This is a genomic window from Aeromonas sp. QDB39, assembly GCF_027707585.1.
GTDB classification, from domain to species: domain Bacteria; phylum Pseudomonadota; class Gammaproteobacteria; order Enterobacterales; family Aeromonadaceae; genus Aeromonas; species Aeromonas hydrophila.
Map to the genome: position 1 here is coordinate 61982 of NZ_JAPCIV010000007.1, position 19373 is coordinate 81354.

A 19373-nucleotide genomic window follows, 5' to 3' on the forward strand; every position below is an offset into this window, starting at 1 on the left:
CATCTTGAATTCGAAAATGATGGGGAATGATAAAGAAAAGGCGCTGGCTGTGCCAGCGCCCAAGGCTCAAGGGGTGCAAGTCAGGCTGGTCGCGTTGGTCACTCCGTTGTCCACCAGCAGTGAACAGGGGCCGCTCAGCACCTGATTATTGGACTGTTGCGTCATCTGCACGCTGAAGGAGGGTGGCTGCAACATATAGGTGGTGCTGCCCTGGTTGGAATAGGCAAGGTTGATAGCCAACGTCGAGTTCGCCGGGGCTGTACACAGATAAGCTGCAGGCTGGTTGTTGGCCTGTGGATAGTCGATGCGGCAGGTCGCCCCGGAGTTGGGGGTCGTGATGCTCAGCCTGTTGAACGTATTCTTGCTGCACGCTACCGGTGGGGGATTCTTGCCACCCGTCCCTCGGGTCAGACACTGGATCCAGCCACTGACACTGACGGTCGGTACCGTCTGCGATCCTGTATCCACCTTGACCAGCATGTCCGCCGTCTGCGCCAGCGACTGGTCCCGTGGCGAGATGAGCGAAGCCGTGATACCGGAATTCCCCTGATAGGCAGTGACACGCACGGTGACGCTCTGCAGCACCTGGTTGCTGTCCTTGGTCGATTTCTTCGCCGTCATGTAGCCGCGGCTGTAACTGCCGAAATAGTAGTTGTTGAGATCCACCACCGTCTTGACCGTCTCGTTGGTGACGGCGGCATAGTCGGTGGCATTGCCCGTCAACAAGCTCTGCGGAGCCATGGCCCACTCCGCCAGCATGGTCAGGTTGATGTCCTGAAACGGCACCTTGGTCAGATAGTCCACCGCGCTGGTATCAATCCCCACCAGATAGACAGGGTCGAGCACATCCACATAGATGCCGCGGGCGATGAGCTGCGCCGTGCCCGTATTGACGGTGATCCCGGTCGTGGTATCGCCCCCGGCTTCCGCGTTGGTAGCCAGCCAGGCTGAAAAATCGGTGATGGTCGGCAAGGTGGCGGAGGCCCCCTGGGTCCAGTTCAGGGTCGACTTCTGCCAGTCGATGTAGGTCTTGACCACATACTTGATGTATTTCTGATAACTGGCCTGGTTCGCTGGTTTGGCTAGGAAATCGGCCGTGGTCACCACTACCTTGACCAGGTTCCAGTCAGGCAGCGGGCGATAATAGCCATCCAGCCGGACGAAACGGCAGGCATCCACGTACTTGCCGCTGTTCGCCGTGCTGAGGCTGCTGCTGTAGCGTACCCGGCTGGTGTTGAGCGGAGCATAGAAGTTGGTGAAGCTGGAACCACTGCCATCGAAGTGATCCTTGCAGCAGCTGGTACAGAGCGTGGGCTGGCCATTGACGCTGCTGTCGAGCGTCCCCGTGGTCTTGGTCTGCAGCGAGCCTGATTTCCAATAGAGCTGGTTGCTGGCTGAACTGTAGGCCTGACCCGGCAAGTAGGCGCTCAGGCTGGAGCCATAACTGCAAGAACAGGAGACGGATGCCATGTCCTGCAGCACCTGCTGGGTGTTGCCACCCGCTGCGGGTTTGTAAGTCACTGTTTCGAACTGGACCAGCTTGCCCACCAGACCATCTTTGGATGTGACGGTCGGCAGTGGCTTGCTGGTCTCCTGTTTGTTGCCATCGCCCAGCTCCACCGAGATGACGTCAGGCGCCACGCCGGGGGTGTAGTTGACCTTGGGGCCTTGCCTCGCCGTATTCAAACCGCCATCCAGCTGATCGGAGCTCAAGGATTCGATGGGTGAAACATTGCCGGCCAGTTGCAGCGCCTGAGCCTGCCCTTCGCTGTCTGTCCACCCTACGTTGACCGTGATCGCCTTGCGGCCCGGGTAACTCAGGCGATAGCCCGCCGGCGCCACGTTCTGCCAGGTTGAGCCATTCAGATACTGATTGGTCACCGTCCATCCCACCGAGTAGGCCTCACCCGACAAGGTTACTGTCGAGTTGGCGGAGGCAATCTGGTTGTAGGCGGTCAGTGGGGCCGTCGCGTTCACTACGCTATTGAAGTTGCGAAACTCATCCAGTTTTGACTCTGCCAGTCGCATCGCCGTCTCATAACGCCGGCCATCCTGCGAAACCGTCAGCGCCGACTTGGACATGGCGACCAGGCCAACAATACCCACTCCCAGCACCACCAGCGTGATCAGGATCTCCAGCAGGCCAAATCCTTTTTGCCCTTTCATCTCCATATCCCCTTACCAGTCTCGCCAGCTGCCGGGCACCTGATTGACGATCTGGAATGCGGCACCATTCGAGATGTTGCTCAGGACACTGGCATCATACTTGGCATCGTAGGTACCGTTGGCGTTGCCCAGTTGATAGTTGGAAACCATGGCGCCATACACGATGGCCCCACCGGTCAGCTTCACATCCGTCCCGGCTGCTGCGGGGTTGGATGAGTAGGCAAACACCAAGCCATACAGCACCGTATTGCCGTTGACCGCCAGATTGCCATTGCGCACGATGAGAATCACAGGCGCCGTTGCGGAGCCGACGTTGGAAGAGGGTTTGCAGTCCCCATCCACAATGATGAGTCCAGTTGAGGCAGGACCTAGCGAACTGCAGTTTGTCAGCTTCTGGGTCGCCCTGGCCTCCAGATTGGCCCAACCGTTGGCATCATCCTTTTCATTGAACAGATACCAAACCAGATCGGTCGGGAAGGCAGTATCGTTGTCCTTGATATCCGGCTGCTTGTCCCCCTTCTGGCTGATGTTGGCCGAACAGCCGCCGTTGTAGTCCCCCTGATGACAAGTCTGTCCGGTCCCCGTTATCAGATCGACATTGCCGCTGGTCCAGACCGACAGTGGTACCCCCAGCCCGCCACCATTGGGATTGGCCACTATGGTGAAGTTGCCGCCGACCGCCATGCCGCCAGCCACGGTCAGAGGCGCGGCAGGAGAGCCGGCCAATACGCTGAAACGTACAACCTTGGTTTCGACTGCCGCCTGGGCCTGACTGTTACTAAGAGTCGCCTGGGAACGAACCCTTATCGGCGTCACGACCACCGACCCCACTGTGATCGCTGTATCGTCAGAAGATGACAGGGTATAGCTGCCCGTGGTCAAGGTAGTCGTGGCCCCGCTGGTCCTCCAGCTCGGGTCCAGCGTCAACCGCCCCAGTCCATCGGCCAGACCCACTTCCGCCATTGCCATGGCCTGACGATAGAGCACCTCGTTGAGGGTCACTCGCCGATCTGCCACCAGCATCTTGCCCACCAGCAGTGAAATGCCCAGCAGGATCAGCACCAGCAACAAAGTGATGGTGAAGGTGGTAAAACCGGCTTGTCGGCTCATGTCAGTACCCATCATTGCGCAGTTTAATATCCCGCTGCAGCGTCAAAGTCAGTGCAGGGGTAGCCTTGAACCGCCCACTCACCACCAATTGCAACGCCCTAGCGCCATTGGTCTGGCTACTTGTTAAAAGCTTGAGGGTCATGGCGGTGATCTCTATGGTATCGTCGCTGGAGATCAGGCTTCCGTTACCACAGGTAGTAGTCCCGGTCCCTTGCTTGATCCCCTTGCTACTACTGCTGTAGCTGTAAACCAGGGTGTCATCGCTGCTCAACACTCCATTTTCATCGTTGTCATAGCGCACCCTGATACAGGTATACAGGCCGGAGCCCGTCGCGGTTTCCCCCATCAGATCCGTGGCCGTATCAAAATAGAAACTGGACCGGCTGCCAGAAGGAGCGGCAAGAAACTGGGTGGCGTTAGCGTCATACCCGGCCCGCTGGATGTCTCGTGCCATCATGTCCGTCAGCAACTGAACTTCCTGATTCAGACGGCTGGTCTGCATGGCGGTGTAATTGGCCTTGAGAATGGTGGCAAACAGCGAAATGACTGCGGCCACCAGCAGCAAGCCCGCCACCATAGCCACCATCAACTCGACCAGGTTGAAACCCCGTATTTTCAGTTGCATGCTACCTCTCCCACCAGGTTGCTGACGGCACAGGTACGTACACGTCCAAGGTTGTTGGTGACAACCTTCATACTGGCGGCCGAGGAGCTCACCGTGATGCTGCCGCTTGGCAGGGTACCGCGCCGGGGAGAGAAGCTGATGGGACGTATCTGGCTTGAGGATTCCGTGTAGGTGCCCGTCAGAATGATCCCGGGAAATTCACTGGCATCAACGCCTTTACGCCCCTCGATGCTGGAACAGGTGTCGTTGCAACTGGCGCAACTGCCATCGATGCTGATGCGATAGCACCAGTTGCCGGTGCCGCTGTTGAACAGGATCATTTGCAAATTTCGGTTGCGTTTGAGTGCTTCGGACTTGAGTAGCATCATGTCGGTGTAGACCGCCTGAGTGGCAGCCTTGACCATCTGATCCTGGCGCAGGGATTGATAACTGGGGATGGCCACGGTCAGCAACAGGGCGACCAAGGACAGGGCAACCATCAGCTCTATCAGGGTAAAACCGGCGGATCTGCCCTTTCTGCCTTCCATCAGCTCAAGACTCCTTTCTTTTTGCACGTGCCAGTAGGGTCTACTGTCAGTACTATCCTATAGTATCAACCTGTTTCACGAAGCATGCCGCCCCATGAGAATCAAACAGTCCGGAATCACCTTGCTTGAACTGATCGTCGTGGTCGCCATCGTCGCCATCATAGCGTCTGTCGCCTATCCCAGCTTTACCGATGGTTTGCGCAAATCCCGCCGGGCCGAAGCGCTCAAGGGCTTGCTCAGCATGCAGCTGAAACAGGAAGAGTTCCGGGTTTCCAATACCAGTTACAGCGCCACCCCATCCCAAGTGGGCAACCCCACCAGCAGCTACTATGACTTCTCCATTTCAGGTGCCACCGCCACCAGCTATACCCTGATCGCCACCAGCAAGGGAGCACAGGTAGGCGACAAGAGCGGCAGCACCATCTGCAATACCCTGACCCTCAACAAGGCCGATGCCAAGACTCCCGCTGCCTGCTGGTGACAAACTACCAGCACTCGGCTGCCGTCATGCTGGCCATCGACACCCCCTGCTGTCCGCCCTGATCAAGGGTCAGCAGGCCGCAAGGATCGCCGTTCATCACCCCGGTCGGGATCGCCGTCAGGGTATAGCTGGCGCCGCTGGCGTTGAGCGCCAGATTGTAATAGGCAGTCCCGCCATCCCTGGGCAAGGTAGCCAGCCCGGCGGAGGCCAGGTTGCCACCATCATAGTTGCCGTCGGCGGTAAACTGTCGCTCCATGTATTGCGCCGCCTCCAGCAAGGCGGCCTTGGCTTCGGCCCGCTTGGCAGAGGCCATGTAGCTGTTGTAACTGGGATAGGCGATCACGGTCAGAATGGCCATCACGGCTACCGCAATCATCAGCTCCATCAGGGAAAATCCACGCACCATCTCCACCTCTACTCCAGTTGCAACCAGGACTGGCGACCACCCAGATCACCCGCCCCCTCTTCCAGCGTGACCGAAATGTTGCCGCTGGAGCCACTGATGTACTTGCGCTCCATGTCGGCATCTTCCACCACGCTCGGCGTCGTGGTGAGCTCGTCAAACTGCTTGCCGCTGACCGGCACCTTGATGTCGTTGCCACCACTGTCCTTGATCCCCACATAGTCGTCATCGTTGACCGCGCCATCGCCATTGACGTCGAACACCGAGTAGGTCAAACGCGCCCCCGAAACGGGATCCAGCTCCATCAACCAGGAGCGCCCACCGAAGTCACAGGCGTCCGCCGAGGGGATCAGGGTGTTGAAGATCAGCCGCTTGTTGCGATAAAGCATCTCTGACACGGCTCGCTCCCCTACCCCCTTGCTCAGCGCAGGGGATTTGAGCACCAGATACCACCCTTTCTGGCTGGTGTAGTTGACAGCCGTGTTGGACACCACCCTGATGTTGAACTTGATGGTGGTGCCATTGGCGGAGTACTCGTGGGTGATGCTCTGCTGCAACAGCTGGCTGCTGAGTACGCTAGCCCCCGTATCCCAGATGCCGTAGACGGCCTCCAGCCTGGGGGTCGCCGGCAGCAACTTGTCGTCATTGGTGAAATAGCTGCCCGTCCCCACCAGCACCATGATGCCCCCCTTGGGATGACGGATGGCCAGCGGGCGCATGGTGACGGGTTGACGCGTGCTGGCGGAGCAGGTCCCGTTGCACGCCTGAAACAGCGGTTTTGGCTTGTTGCCAGTCTTGAAGGCACTCCCCCACTGGGCACTGTTGTTGTCGGTCAGATCGAATTTCCACAGATTGCCCTGCAGATCGCCGGCGTAGACATAGTCCGCCACCCGGTCACCATCCTCGTCTACCGGCAAGGGGGATGAGAGACCATTGGGTTCGCTGGCCGAGCCCACCTGGGTGTCTATCTCCTTGATCACCGCACCGGTCGCCAGATCCAGCACGAACAGGCGCGCCGTTTGGCTGGTGCTGTTGTAACCGTTGGCCACCAGCGCCACCCATTTGTTGCCGGACTTAACCCGAACCAGGGTCGGCGCCGCCAGCGCCACTCCCATCTCGGTATTGGTAAACTCCCACAGCATCTTGTCGGCGGTGAAGTTGTCCGGCGCCGTCACGTCGATGGCAAACACGGCCTTGCCACCGGCACCGGTCGATCCCAGCAGCACGGTTTTCCAGCTGCTGCCAAGATAGGCATCGCCTACCTTGGCCGTGCCATCGACATAGTAACGATGGCTGTAATCCGGCTTGGTCAGCAAGCTCAGATCCCCCAACAGGCTGACAGGAATGTAGGCCAGGGTCTCCACCCCGTTGGCGACCCTGAAACCATGCAGCATGCCGTCATTGGCCCCCACGTAGAGCATGGGTGTACGGCTGCGAATAGCCGTAGAACCGAGGAAACTCAGATAACCGTCCCGCTCCGCCTGGGTCAGACCGGTGGCGCTGCCGTAGCCGTAATCCCGGCTGCCGACATAGACGGGATCCGAGTTGATGATGTCCCCCAGCAGATCGCTGCGACTGCGAAACAGACCGCCATTGCTCTGCTCGCGACTGCGATCACCGCGCAAATAGGCAACCCGGTTTTCCCCCTGGCTGTCGCCGGCTAGGTTGAACAGGGCACGGTTGGTGGCATTGAGAGCAGCCCAGGTGAAGGGAATGCCGACTCCGTTTTGTCGAGTAAAGATGCTGCGGGAGGTGTGTGCCGGGATCAGGGTGGCGGCATCCCAGGCCATGTTGCCCAGCGACCCATCGCTGTTGAGGGGGATGGAGATGAGTTGCCCCGACCAGTCGCCGCTGTTGTAGCGGGCCTGGTAGATATGGGTATTGCTGTCCAGCCGGGTGGCGTTGGCGGTCACCGAGCTGGCGGAGCTGTTGCGGGCCGCGATCTGGGCCAAGGTGCTGCTCAGGGCTGCGGCAAAGATGTCGGGGTCGCCCGCGCTGAAAAAGCTGCCCTTGCTGTTGAGTGCCGCGTGCCACAGGTCATCGATCTTGTACTCCGGAATGTAGGTCGCATTCTTGTACTCCTTGTCATCCGGATCATGGGGATTGGGCCAGCGGTTCGGGATACCGTTGGCCGGATTGAGCGACCCGTTGACCCCGAGTCCAACGGTAAAGTTGACCAGATGCTGCCAGTTGGCGGGATCTGCCGTGCTGGTCGGCACCTTGTCGGCCAGATCGGCACGCAGGTCGGTTTTCCAGTATTTGTAGGCCACGTCGGCCAGGGTATTGCTGTAACCATCCTTGTCCAGATCCCCCACCGAGGGGGTATCCCCGTTCCAGTAGCCATCGGTCATCAGGATGTTGTAGCTCTGCCGGCAGGTGAGGTGGGGTAAGGTGCTGCCGGCACTGGCCGCCCAGGGGCCGTTGTTGTCGGTGCGGGAGAAGTACTCCCCCACATCCTTCAGGCTGGTACGCAGCGGCGTGCCGGCGGCCGGAATATCGCGGCTGTAGAGGTCGCTGAAAAAGGCACTGCGATCCGTGCCGGAAAAAGGTGCAACTCCGCGGATCACGCTGCCGCTGGCATTGATGGTGGCAAAACCCACCCGCAGGGCCTGCCCCTGGCTTGCAAAAGCACGGCCGACCCCGGCACGAGCCGCCAGGATCCGGGAGCGGTAGTAGGTGTACCAGTTGGCGAAGTTCTGGATCTCCTCGTCATAGGTACAAACGGGGGCGCTCTTGCAATCGCTGCGATTGGGGCGCCCGCCATAGGTGCTGCCGGACTTTATCTCGACCCGGGTATAGCTGCCCACCTTCTTCACGTCGCCACTGCCCTTGTAGGCAAAGTAGACGGCAGGCCAGAAGGTTTCATCGTCGTTGTAATCGGTGGAGGAGAACCCGGTGTAGTAACGCAAGGACTTGGAGCGGTTGTTCTTGGTCAGATCACGACAGCCGGCGGCGGTATTGAAGGGGTTGTGCGGTGCGCAGCTGATGCTGGCATTCGCCATCAGGGTGCCGTCCGCCTTGGCCCAGGGCCGATAGCTCTGCTGCGGGTTGTAGTAGAGTTTGTTGTTGTTGCTTGAGCGGGTATAGGCGTTGCGGTCGTTGCTGCTGGTGAAGGTCACGGTCCGGTTGTCATAATCCTCGCTGCCATAGACGTTGTCGGCTCTGGGATAGACGTAGCGAGCACTGTTCTCGATCAACCCCTCCGGCATCAACTCGAAATGCATCGAACCTGAGTCATCGAGGCTGAACATGATGTTGGGTTCGGCCCGGGTACCCAGATAGAGGGGAACCTGGGCGATATCGAGGGCCGCCTGCGCCTGGGAGCAGAGCAGCAGGGCCGAGAGTCCGTAGCCAGATGCACGCATGGGTTGTTCTCCTAGCGGCTGTAGGTCGATTGCAACAGCACCCGGCTCTCGTCCGAGAGTCCGAATCCCCTTGCCGTGATGCGATAGAGGCGGCGCTCGCTGATGGGCTCGTCAACCGCCAGACTCTCGTTGCTGCCCTGGGTATAGGGCAACCGCTCGATAAAATATTCGGGGGCCCGTCCGCTCAGGCCACTATTGGCATAGGTGCGCCAGGCAGTGGAGGGAGAGGCGGGATCCACCGCCACGCTGACGAACTCATAGAGGCCGGCACTGTTGTCGTAGGGGCCTGAACTACCCGCCTCCAGATAACGCTCGGCAGCACGCAGCGCCATCTCCGCCGCCTGCAGCGCCTGCTGTGACTCCTTCTGGTTGCCCGCCATCTTCTCCTGCAGCAGGGCGCTCTGCATGCTGGCCATCGCCAGCAGGCTCACCACCGCAAGAAAAATCAGGCTGATCACCAACGCCATTCCCCCTTGTCGAGCCATCATGCCTCCCCCCTCATGGCAGCCGGTTACGCAGGGCGACCGTGGTTTCGGCCACCCAGTACCAGTGATTGTCGACAGCCTGGAAGGTGGCGCCAGCAAAGCTGATGGCCTGCGGATCCGATACCACATTGCCCTGACCGCTGCGCATCAGCAGTTGAACGCCGATCCCCAGCACGTTGTCCCAGTTCGGGTTGCTGGCGGCACTCACATAGCGATCCGCCGCCCGATCCCGGTTCTGATCCTCGCCGAAGGTCAGCTGAACATCGGTGGCCCCGTCCACCAGCAGCATGCCGGCGGCCAGACCGCTCTTGCGATAAAGGGCATAGGGTGCGTTGGCAGAGGGGCGGGCGACGTAATAGATCCGGGTCTCCATCCGGCTCAATACCGAGCCGGCACCGAAGCGCTCCTCGACCGGGCTGCTGGCGCCGCCCCAGGAGCTGACAGCATTGCCCGGGGTGTATTTGTTGTCGTTGGAGTGGCCGATGTTGACCTCACTGCCGCCACCCACTACCTGGGTCTGGGTGATCTGGAAGATCCGCGCCTTCTGACAGTCGGACACCATGACGATGTCCCCCTCGCACAGGTCGCTGTAGCCCTGCTTGCCGGTACCGCAGTAGTTGGCCTTGCTGGAGAGTTGCTGCACGAACAGCTGGGCGGCGCTGTTGTTGCGAGTGACCGGCACCCCGGCGCCGGTCGGCCCCTGCACCAGCAGCACGTCGGTTCCCGGTTTGGGTTTGGGCTCGGCAGCGGTAAACAGGGCCGACAACGCCGCGGGCAGCGTCGCAGTGACATTGTCATAGCCGCGCAGATAGACGGTGAAGTTGTAGGGCAGCGCCGTACCACCGTTAAGGGTGTTGGTGATGTTGACCCCCTGCTTGCTGAGGCAACCCTGATAGCCCACCATCCGCAGCTCCTGCTGCAGCAGGTTGACGGCAAACCGGCTGTCCTCCTGAACCCGGGCGATGGCCTCGCCGGTCAGATAGGTTTTGTGGTTGCCAAGCAGCACCTGAATGATGACCCCGACCGTCAGCAGTGACAGCAGCAGGGCGATCATCACCTCCACCAGACCGACACCGGCCTGACGCAACAAGGTGCGCCGCCCGCTCACAGATCCGTCCTCAGGGTCATGCTGCGCAGCGCAGGCTCGGTAGCCAGCCGGCTGGCATCCCACTGGATGGTGATGGTCGCCTGCCCGGCGCTGACGGCAATGGCCCCGTCACCGCCCGGCAGGCCGGTCAGCGCCTGTTTCCAGTACTGCACATCCTGTACCGCCATCGAGCTGCCGGAGACGACCTCTCCCAGCCCGACATTGTATTGGCCGAGCAGGGCCGCGCTGCGATTGGCTCGCATCATGTCGGTGATCATGTAGCCGAACTGGGTCGCTTCTGTGCGGGTGAGCGCCGATTGATTGCTCTTGAGCGCCTGCAACTGCAGGGTCGCCATGCCGAGAATGCCGATCGACAGCACCAGCACGGCAATCATGATCTCAAACAGAGATACCCCCTGATGTCGTTTCATATGCAGCTGGTCTCCACGATGGATGGACGCCCGGCCGGGGTGATCGTGATGTCGCGCGAGGCCTCTTGGGCACACTCCGGCGGCTGCAGAGAGAACACCAGCGCCACCTGCTGACGCCCGTCGAGAAAGCCATTGCCACTGAAACGCACCAGCGACGTATTGCTGACCAGAGTGCCGGCGCCCATGTCGGGAAAGAGCCGCAGCAGTTCGCCGTTGTCCAGGGTGCCATTGCCGTTGCGATCGACCCAGATCTGCCAGCCAGATTCCCAGTGGTTCTGGGTCAGGTTGCTGGCGGTTGCGGAAAGCGTGACCGCAGTATTGCGGCGAATGGCTTCGGAGCGGGCGAGGTTGATGGCGGCCACGAAGTTGTTGGCCTGGCTGGTCAGCGTCATGTTGCGCAATATCGCGCTAAAGGAGGGAACTCCCAACGTCAGCAGGATAGAGATGAGCGCAACGGTGACCATCAGCTCGATGAGGCTAAAACCTGAACGCAAAAACATCCTGTTTCGCTCTGATTTTGTCGGGGAGGCTCGTTCGCATATCCATGTGCCATCAAGCCAGATGAGAAGATCATCAGCAGTCTAGACCGCAGACCTTCGCTTGCAATTCAATCTACTCAGATCTTGGACATACATCATCAAATTTCGCTGCAATCTCGCCACAAACCGGGCAACAAGAGTCATAAGAATCGCCCATGAAAAAGCCACCTCACAGGAGGTGGCTCAGGCACTCATGGCTCTATCCCGCACGGGACGGCTGACTCACAGGATGCGCAGCTCCGGCGGCACCTCAAACACCACGTTCTCTTCACGACCGGGATGCTCGGCCACCACCTTGCCGCCCAGCTCGCGCAGGCGCGTGATGACCGACTGCACCAGCACCTCGGGGGCGGAAGCGCCGGCGGTAACACCGATCGCCTCTACTCCCGCCAGCCAGTCGGCCTCGATCATGGAGGCGTCGTCGATGAGATAGGCTTTGGCGCCCACCTTCTCGGCCAGCTCCCGCAAGCGGTTGGAGTTGGAGGAGTTGCGCGACCCCACCACCAGCATGGCGTCCACCAGCCCCGCCATCTCCCGCACCGCATCCTGACGGTTCTGGGTGGCGTAGCAGATGTCGTCCTTACGCGGCCCCTGGATCTTGGGGAAGTGGACACGCAAGGCATCGATGACATCCGAGGTCTCGTCCACGCTCAAGGTGGTCTGGGTGACGAAGCAGAGGTCGTCCGGGTTCTTCACCTTGAGCTTGGCCACGTCTTCCGGCGTCTCCACCAGATACATGCCCCCCTCGCGATTCTCGTACTGACCCATGGTGCCGATCACCTCGGGATGACCGGCATGACCGATGAGCACGGCCTCGGAGCCCTTGCGACTGGCGCGATGGACCTCCATGTGCACCTTGGTCACCAGCGGGCAAGTGGCATCGAACACCTTGAGGGCACGGGACTTGGCCATCTCGCGCACCGCTTTGGAGACGCCGTGGGCGGAGAAGATGACGATGCTGTCGTCCGGCACCTCATCCAGCTCTTCGACGAAGACGGCGCCCGCCTCCTTGAGCTTGTTCACCACGTAGCGGTTGTGCACCACCTCGTGACGGACATAGATGGGGGCACCGAACTTCTCCAGCGCGCTCTCAACGATGCTGATCGCCCGATCGACACCGGCACAGAAACCACGGGGATTGGCCAGAAGAATATTCATCAGTGAACCGCTTCCTCGTCATCAACCCCCAGGATCTCCACCTCGAACGTGACGGTGTGACCGGCCAGGGGATGGTTGAAATCGACCGTCACCGACATGCCTGCCACCGCCCGGATGATACCCGGCAGCTCGCTGCCGTTGGGCTGGTCGAACAGGATGATGGTACCGACCTTGGGCTCTACATCGGCACCGAACTTGGCGCGGTCCAGATGATAGATGTTGTCGGGATTGGAGAGGCCGAAGGCCTCTTCCGGCGCCAGCGTGAAGCTCTTGCTCTCCCCTTCGCGCAGCCCCAGCAGGCACTGCTCGAAACTGGAGGTCAGGCTGCCATCGCCCATCCGCAGGCGGGCAGGCTTGCCTTGCAGCGCAGTGCTGTCGGCCACCGAGCCATCTTCCAGCTTGATGGCGAAGTGGAACAGCACGCTGCTGTCTGCCGCAATCGGCTGGCTCATGGCGTCACGTCCTTCTTCTTCTCACTGCGAAAACCGTCCAGCACTATCATGGCGGCACCGATGAAGATGAAGCTGTCCGCCAGGTTGAACGCAGGCCAGTGGGCGCGCTGCCAGTAGAAATCGAGGAAGTCGACCACGTGGCCCAGCACCAGCCGGTCAAACACGTTGCCGAGCGCCCCGCCGATGATCAGCGAGTAGGCGATGCCACTCCAGCGCTGAGCGACGGACTGCTTGCGCAGCCAGTGGATCAGCAAGCCGCAGATGGCAAACGCCAGCACCGCGAAGAACCAGCGCTGCCAGCCGCCCTGATCGGCCAGGAAGCTGAAAGCTGCCCCCTTGTTGTAGACATGGACCAGGTTGAAGAAGGGGGTGATCTCCACCCCCGGGTAGCCAAATGGCAGCAGCTTGACCACGGCGAGCTTGCTCGCCTGGTCCAGTACAAAGGCCAGCACTGCCAGCCACAGCCAACGCAGGCCGCTTTTATGGTGAGTCATGTTCATCAGGCAAATTGACGAGTTTCGCCGTCACCCTCGACGTTGGTGACGCAGCGGCCACAGATCTCTTCGTGACCAGCGATGGTGCCCACGTCTTCCACATGGTGCCAGCAGCGGTCGCACTTGGCGGCAGCAGACTGGGCCACACTCAGCCACAGGTCGTCGCGCTCGGTCGCCACGGCGTCTGCCGGGGCGGCATCGACGCTGACCACCTTGGCCTTGGAGGTGAGCAGCACGAAGCGCAGCTCATCGGCCAGGGCGTTCAGACGCGCAGCCAGTGCCGGCTTGGCGAACAGGGTCAGCTCAGCCTGCAGGGAGCCGCCGATGCGCTTCTCGCCACGAGCCACTTCCAGCGCCTTGTTCACTTCACCACGCACGGTGAGGATCTCGGCCCAGAAATCGTCGTTGAGGGTTTCACCCGCTTCCAGCCCGAACAGGCCGTCGTACCACTCCTCGGTGAACACGAACTCACCGCGCTCACCCGGTAGCAGCGCCCAGATCTCGTCGGCGGTGAAGCTCATGATCGGCGCCATCCAGCGCACCATGGCCTCGGCGATGTGATACAGGGCGGTCTGGCAGGAGCGACGGGCCAGGCTGTCAGCCTTGGCGGTGTACTGACGGTCCTTGATGACGTCCAGGTAGAAGGAGCCCATCTCGATGGAGCAGAACTGCATCAGCTTCTGGGTCACACCGTGGAAGTTGTACTCGTCGAACGCCGCCATGATCTCGGCCTGTACCGCTTTGGCACGGCCCACGGCCCAGCGATCCACCACCACCATGTCGGCAGGTGCCACCATGTCGGTCGCCGGATTGAAGCCGTTCAGGTTGGCCAGCAGGAAGCGGGCAGTGTTGCGGATGCGGCGATAGGCGTCGGCAGAGCGCTTGAGGATCTCGTCGGAGACGGTCATCTCGCCGGTGTAGTCGGTGCTGGCGACCCACAGACGCAGGATGTCGGCACCCAGCTTGTTCATCACGTCCTGCGGGCTGACCACGTTGCCGATGGACTTGGACATCTTGCGACCCTGGCCATCCACGGTGAAGCCGTGAGTCAGCACCTGGTTGTAGGGAGCCTTGTCTTTCATCGCCACGCCGATCATCAGGGAGGACATGAACCAGCCGCGGTGCTGGTCAGAGCCTTCCAGATACATGTCGGCCGGGTTGCCGTTGAACTCGGGACGGGCGTCGACCACGGAGGAGTGGGTCGAACCTGAGTCAAACCAGACGTCCAGGGTGTCAGGCACCTTGTCGTACAGGTCGGCGTCGCTGCCCAGCAGCTCGGCCTTGTCCAGATCCCACCAGGCCTGGATGCCGGACTGCTCGACCCGCTTGGCCACTTCGTGCATCAGGCGCACGGATTCCGGGTGCAGCTCCTGGGTCTCCTTGTGGACGAACAGGGAGATGGGCACGCCCCAGGTACGCTGACGGGAGATACACCAGTCAGGACGGTTCTCGACCATCGCCTGGATGCGGTTTTTACCCCAGGCCGGCACCCAGCCGCTCTGGCCGTGCTGTTTGATGCCGTCTTGCTCGATGCGCTCGATCTCTTCCAGCGCGCGCTGCCGCAGACCCTTCTGCTCCATGCTGATGAACCACTGCGGGGTGGCACGGAAGATGATCGGGGTCTTGTGACGCCAGCAGTGCGGGTAGGAGTGGTTGAACACCTTGTGGTGCAGCAGGGCGCCACGCTCGGTCAGCACCTCGACCACGGAGGCGTTGGCCTTGAACACGTGCTGGCCGGCAAACAGTTCGGTATCCGGCAGGTACACGCCGTTGCTGCCAACCGGGTTGGCCACTTCCAGACCGTACTTCTGACCGACCACGAAGTCTTCCTGACCGTGGCCAGGGGCGGTGTGCACGGCGCCGGTACCGGCATCCAGGGTAACGTGGTCACCCAGCACCACCGGCACGTCGAAGCTGTAGAAGGGGTGGTTGAAGCGCAGCAGCTCGAGCGCGGCGCCCTTGGCGTAGCCCAGGTTGTGGAACTGCTCGATACCGGCGCGGTCCATCACGTCCTTGACCAGCTCGGCGGCCAGGATCAGGCGCTCGGGATGCTCCCCTTCCACCTGCACCAGCGCATAGTCCAGATCGGCGTGCATGGCGATGCCGCGGTTGGCGGGCAGGGTCCAGGGGGTGGTGGTCCAGATCACGGCAGAGATCGGGCCCTTGCCGGTATGGCCTTCGGCGCAGTCAAACTTGGCGGCAACGCCCACCTCGTCGACGGCCTTGAAGCGCACGTCGATGGAGGGGGAGTTCTTGTCGTAGTACTCCACTTCGGCTTCGGCCAGCGCGGAGCCACAGTCGGTACACCAGTGCACCGGCTTGGAGCCTTTGTGCAGGTGGCCGTTTTCAACGATCTTGGCCATGGAACGGATGATGTTGGCTTCGGTGCCAAAATCCATGGTCAGGTAGGGGTGTTCCCAGTCACCCAGCACGCCCAACCGGATGAAGTCGGTCTTCTGCGCTTCGATCTGGGTCTTGGCGTATTTGCGGCACTCGGCGCGGAACTCGGCAGCAGAGACCTTCTCGCCCGGCTTGCCGACCATGCCTTCTACTTTCAGTTCGATGGGCAGACCGTGGCAATCCCAGCCCGGCACGTAGGGGGAGTCGAAACCGGAGAGGCCCTTGGACTTGATGATGATGTCTTTGAGGATCTTGTTGACCGAGTGACCGATGTGAATGCTGCCGTTCGCATAGGGGGGGCCATCGTGCAGAATGAACGAAGGCTTGCCCGCTTTGGCGCGGCGAATGGCGCCGTAAAGATCCTGATCGTACCAACGTTTCAGCATGTTGGGTTCGCGCTTGGCCAGATCGCCACGCATCGGAAACTCGGTTTCCGGAAGATTCAGGGTGTGTTTATAGTCGCTCATCAGTCCTGGGTTCCCTTCTTTTCTAAAAGAGTGCTGGGTAAATGGAGTAGTGGCAGCCCGAACCAGGCTCGGGCCGCCAGGGCATCTCGTTCGATCTGCTCTTTCAAGGCGGTGAAAGAGGCAAACTTCTGCTCTTCGCGCAGCTTGTGGCGAAGCAGCACCTTGACCTGTTGACCATATAGGTCGCCAGAAAAATCAAATAGATGTACTTCCAATCTGGCTTGTGTACCGCTCAAGGTCGGCCGTACACCCACATTGGCGACACCGGGGAAGGTCTTGCCGGAACATAACACTTCCACCGCGAACACGCCACCGACCGGGATCACCTGGCGCTTGAGGGCCAGATTGGCGGTGGGAAAACCTATGGTGCGGCCCAGCTTGTCGCCGTGAGCCACCCGGCCGCTGATGGTATAGGGGCGGCCGAGCATCAGCTCCACCTCCGCCATGCGGCCGGCCGCGAGGGCCTCGCGCACCAGCGTGCTGCTGACCCGCTGACGGGACAACTGGAAGCTCTGGGTGCTGATCACCTCGAAACCGAAGCGCCGACCGGCCTCTTCCAGCAGGTGGAAGTCCCCTTCCCGCCCCTTGCCGAAACGAAAATCGTCGCCCACCACCAGATAGTGCACGCCGAGTTTCTCCACCAGCAGTTGCTCGATGAAGGTGGTGGCGGACTGCTCGGCGAAGCGATGGTTGAAGCGCACGCAGAGCATGCGATCGATCTGCATCCCCTTGAGCGCTTCATACTTCTCCCGCAGGCGGCTGAGGCGGGCCGGCGCCGCAGCCCCGGCAAACAGTTCCAGCGGCTGCGGTTCAAACAGCATGACGCAGGCGGGCAACCCCAAATGGGCTGCTTTTTCCTGCAGGCGAGACAGCACGGCATGATGACCCTGATGAACCCCATCAAAGTTGCCAATGGTCAATACACACCCCCGGTGACGGGGCTTGATATTGTGAATACCGCGGATAAGCTCCATCAATGCCTTGTGCGTCGCTGCTATGAAAATCGCCGGATTATATATCAGGCGGCACTCTGGGTCAGCCCTGTTGCTGACCCGATTTCAGCCATCCCGCCCTGATTGCTGGCTCAAGCGGGACTTCCGCCATGGCGGGCCGACTCAGTCATCCCGCCCCGCTCTCAGATCTTTTGGCCGAATGCCCAGCGCCAGCAGGACACCAGCATAGATCGCGCCCCCCAGCACCAGCAGCATGGTCAGCTGCATGCTCGCCTTGCTCATGTGCCAGGCGCCCCATTGGGCCAGATCCGGCGAGAGGTAGAGGAGCACGCCCCCCATCAGCAGACTCGCGGTCAGCAGCTTGAGGCAGAATACCCCGGTGTGGCGGGAGGGCCGGTAGACGTTCTGCTGATGGAGTCCCTTGAACAGCAGGGCCGCGTTCAGCGTGCCAGAGCAGGCAGTCGAGAGCGCCAGCCCCACGTAACCGAGCGGATAGATGAAGATGAGGTTGCAGGCCATGTTGGCCGCCATCGACATCATCCCGATCCGTACCGGAGTGCGGGTATCCTGGCGGGCGTAGTAGCCGGGGGCCAGCACCTTGATCAGCATCAGCGACAGCAGGCCCGTGGTGGATGCCAGCAGGCTGGCGCTGGACATGCTCACCTCGTGCAAGCCGAACTCGCCGCGCATGAACAGCACCCGCAGAATGGGTTCGCGCAGCACGGCAATCCCCACCATGGCGGGCAGGCCGAGCAGCATCACCATCCGAACCCCCCAGTCCATGGTGCGGGAGAAGTCGGCCGGATCGGCATCCACGTGCTTCTTGGCCAGCGCCGGCAGGATGACGGTACTGATGGCGACACCGAACATGCCGAGCGGGAACTCCAGCAGTCGGTCCGAGTAATAGAGATAGCTGATGGCGCCGGTCGCGAGGAACGAGGCCAGCATGGTGTTGACCAGCAGGTTGATCTGGCTGACCGAGACCCCGAACAGCGCCGGGATCATCAGGGTGCGGATCTTCACCACCCCCGGATGGTGCCAACCCCACTTGGGCCACACCAGCATGTTGATCTGGCGCAGGAACGGGAACTGGAACAGGAACTGCACCAGACCGCCGAGGAAGACACCGATGGCCAGCGCCAGTTCGGGGTCGTCCAACCAGGGCGAGATCCACCAGGCGGCGGCGATCATGGTGATGTTGAGAAAGATCGGCGTGAAGGAGGAGACCCCGAAGCGGCCGAAGGTATTGAGGATGGCCCCCGCCATGGCGGTAAAGGTGATGAACCAGAGATAGGGGAAGGTGATCTTGAGCATCAGGCTCGCCATCTCGAACTTCTCGGCCGCCGGCCCGCCGTGCAACCAGTCCCAGAACCAGCCCCAGCCGAACAGGGCGGTCAGCACCCCGGAGCCCAACACCCCGAGCAGGGTGACCACAGTAACGATCCCACCGAGGGTGCCCGCCACTGCGGCCAGCAACTCGCGCACCTCGCTCTCGTCGCCCTTCTTCTTGTACTCCGTCATCACGGGAACAAAGGCCTGGTTGAAGGCACCTTCGGCGAACAGGCGACGCAGAAAGTTGGGAATGCGGTTGGCAAAGAAGAAGACGTCTGCGGCTACCCCGGCACCGAGCAGATTTGCGATGACCACATCGCGCACCAAGCCCATCACGCGGGACGCCAACGTCATTCCGGACACTATCATGCCGGATTTGATCAATTTCTTACTCAAGACGAGGCCTCTGGAACTGTCGGAAAGAAAAGAATGCTGTTAGAATCGGCCGACAGTTTAACCGTCTCCCATCTGACACACCACCGGGGGGCGGTGTTTATTTGCACAAATCATTTGACAATATGTGGTTGAGAAGGCATATTTCCGGGCCTTTTCAATACACTCGCTAAGACAGTTTTAGGAGTTTTACCTTGGCTAACATCAAATCTGCTAAGAAGCGCGCTCTTCAGTCAGAGAAACGTCGTCAGCACAACGCCAGCCGTCGTTCCATGACCCGTACCTACCTGAAGAAAGTCATCGCTGCCATCGCCTCTGGCGACAAGGCTGCCGCGACTGCCGCTTTCGCTGTTGCTCAGCCGATCATGGATCGTATGGCGACCAAAGGCCTGATCCACAAGAACAAAGCTGCTCGTCACAAGAGCCGCCTGTCTGCCCAGATCAAAGCTATGGCTTAATTCAGCATCTGCTGAACAAAGCTAAAAAAACCGGCCTTCGTGCCGGT

19 protein-coding genes are annotated in these 19373 nt (G+C 60.7%); 3 read left to right on the top strand and 16 right to left on the bottom strand.

The genetic code is table 11. The annotated features are described in order from the left end of the window. Window positions 1-66: 66 nt before the first annotated feature. Genes PG899_RS05750 through PG899_RS05765 form a run of 4 tightly spaced genes read right to left on the bottom strand, consistent with a single transcriptional unit; the run spans window position 67 to window position 4428 of the window. Window positions 67-2166: a type IV pilus modification PilV family protein gene (locus PG899_RS05750; RefSeq protein ID WP_077095920.1), complete on the bottom strand. Its 2100-nt coding sequence runs from the start codon at window positions 2164-2166 to the stop codon at window positions 67-69. A gap of 12 nt (window positions 2167-2178) precedes the next feature. Next, the gene (locus PG899_RS05755) at window positions 2179-3276 is read right to left on the bottom strand and encodes a PilX N-terminal domain-containing pilus assembly protein (RefSeq protein ID WP_077095904.1); all 1098 of its coding nucleotides are present in this window, start codon (window positions 3274-3276) and stop codon (window positions 2179-2181) included. A gap of 1 nt (window position 3277) precedes the next feature. After that, window positions 3278-3901 carry a PilW family protein gene (locus PG899_RS05760; protein WP_077095903.1) on the bottom strand — a complete coding sequence of 208 codons (624 nt, stop codon included), beginning with the start codon at window positions 3899-3901 and terminating at the stop codon, window positions 3278-3280. After that, window positions 3892-4428, bottom strand: a complete 537-nt coding sequence (locus PG899_RS05765) for a GspH/FimT family pseudopilin (protein WP_011704654.1) — start codon at window positions 4426-4428, stop codon at window positions 3892-3894. The genes PG899_RS05760 and PG899_RS05765 overlap by 10 nt, the downstream gene beginning before the upstream one ends. Window positions 4429-4522: 94 nt before the next feature. Between PG899_RS05765 and PG899_RS05770 the strand changes: the two genes are divergently transcribed. Beyond that, window positions 4523-4909: a type IV pilin protein gene (locus tag PG899_RS05770; protein ID WP_077095902.1), complete on the top strand. Its 387-nt coding sequence runs from the start codon at window positions 4523-4525 to the stop codon at window positions 4907-4909. 4 nt (window positions 4910-4913) lie between these two features. Here PG899_RS05770 and tppA read toward each other — a convergent pair whose 3' ends face one another. From tppA to ribF, 11 genes are all read right to left on the bottom strand, one after another. Beyond that, window positions 4914-5315 (bottom strand): type IVa pilus pseudopilin TppA, encoded by a 402-nt coding sequence (tppA, locus tag PG899_RS05775; protein ID WP_016349433.1) that lies wholly within the window; start codon window positions 5313-5315, stop codon window positions 4914-4916. An 8-nt stretch (window positions 5316-5323) separates the two neighbouring features. After that, complete coding sequence (locus tag PG899_RS05780; RefSeq protein ID WP_077095901.1) at window positions 5324-8677, bottom strand: pilus assembly protein; 3354 nt, start codon at window positions 8675-8677, stop codon at window positions 5324-5326. Window positions 8678-8688: 11 nt separating this feature from the next. Then, complete coding sequence (locus PG899_RS05785) at window positions 8689-9165, bottom strand: pilus assembly PilX family protein (protein ID WP_077095900.1); 477 nt, start codon at window positions 9163-9165, stop codon at window positions 8689-8691. Window positions 9166-9175: 10 nt separating this feature from the next. After that, window positions 9176-10270 (bottom strand): PilW family protein, encoded by a 1095-nt coding sequence (locus PG899_RS05790; protein ID WP_077095899.1) that lies wholly within the window; start codon window positions 10268-10270, stop codon window positions 9176-9178. Next, on the bottom strand, window positions 10267-10680 hold the full coding sequence (gene tppB / locus PG899_RS05795) for a type IVa pilus pseudopilin TppB (RefSeq protein ID WP_077095898.1): 414 nt from the start codon (window positions 10678-10680) through the stop codon (window positions 10267-10269). The genes PG899_RS05790 and tppB overlap by 4 nt, the downstream gene beginning before the upstream one ends. After that, window positions 10677-11180 carry a type IVa pilus pseudopilin TppE gene (gene tppE / locus PG899_RS05800; protein WP_011704647.1) on the bottom strand — a complete coding sequence of 168 codons (504 nt, stop codon included), beginning with the start codon at window positions 11178-11180 and terminating at the stop codon, window positions 10677-10679. Before tppE ends, tppB begins: the two co-directional genes overlap by 4 nt. 261 nt (window positions 11181-11441) lie before the next feature. Further along, window positions 11442-12377, bottom strand: coding sequence for a 4-hydroxy-3-methylbut-2-enyl diphosphate reductase (ispH, locus tag PG899_RS05805; protein WP_029301961.1), 936 nt, complete (start codon window positions 12375-12377; stop codon window positions 11442-11444). Then, window positions 12377-12829, bottom strand: a complete 453-nt coding sequence (gene fkpB / locus PG899_RS05810) for an FKBP-type peptidyl-prolyl cis-trans isomerase (RefSeq protein WP_011704645.1) — start codon at window positions 12827-12829, stop codon at window positions 12377-12379. The genes ispH and fkpB overlap by 1 nt, the downstream gene beginning before the upstream one ends. Then, entirely contained in the window at window positions 12826-13329 is a 504-nt protein-coding gene (lspA, locus tag PG899_RS05815) for a signal peptidase II (protein WP_011704644.1), read from the bottom strand. Before lspA ends, fkpB begins: the two co-directional genes overlap by 4 nt. Next, window positions 13329-16190, bottom strand: coding sequence for an isoleucine--tRNA ligase (ileS, locus tag PG899_RS05820; protein WP_017409029.1), 2862 nt, complete (start codon window positions 16188-16190; stop codon window positions 13329-13331). Before ileS ends, lspA begins: the two co-directional genes overlap by 1 nt. Continuing rightward, a complete protein-coding gene (gene ribF, locus PG899_RS05825) occupies window positions 16190-17164 on the bottom strand; it encodes a bifunctional riboflavin kinase/FAD synthetase (RefSeq protein ID WP_077095897.1) in 975 nt (324 codons plus the stop codon). Before ribF ends, ileS begins: the two co-directional genes overlap by 1 nt. Between ribF and PG899_RS05830 the strand changes: the two genes are divergently transcribed. Next, window positions 17069-17266: a hypothetical protein gene (locus tag PG899_RS05830; protein ID WP_162183721.1), complete on the top strand. Its 198-nt coding sequence runs from the start codon at window positions 17069-17071 to the stop codon at window positions 17264-17266. The genes ribF and PG899_RS05830 overlap by 96 nt on opposite strands. Window positions 17267-17305: 39 nt before the next feature. On the opposite strand, the gene murJ is transcribed toward PG899_RS05830, so the two are convergent. Next, window positions 17306-18871, bottom strand: a complete 1566-nt coding sequence (gene murJ / locus PG899_RS05835; RefSeq protein ID WP_016349424.1) for a murein biosynthesis integral membrane protein MurJ — start codon at window positions 18869-18871, stop codon at window positions 17306-17308. 191 nt (window positions 18872-19062) lie between these two features. Between murJ and rpsT the strand changes: the two genes are divergently transcribed. Next, complete coding sequence (gene rpsT, locus PG899_RS05840) at window positions 19063-19326, top strand: 30S ribosomal protein S20 (protein WP_005308808.1); 264 nt, start codon at window positions 19063-19065, stop codon at window positions 19324-19326. Window positions 19327-19373: the final 47 nt, after the last annotated feature.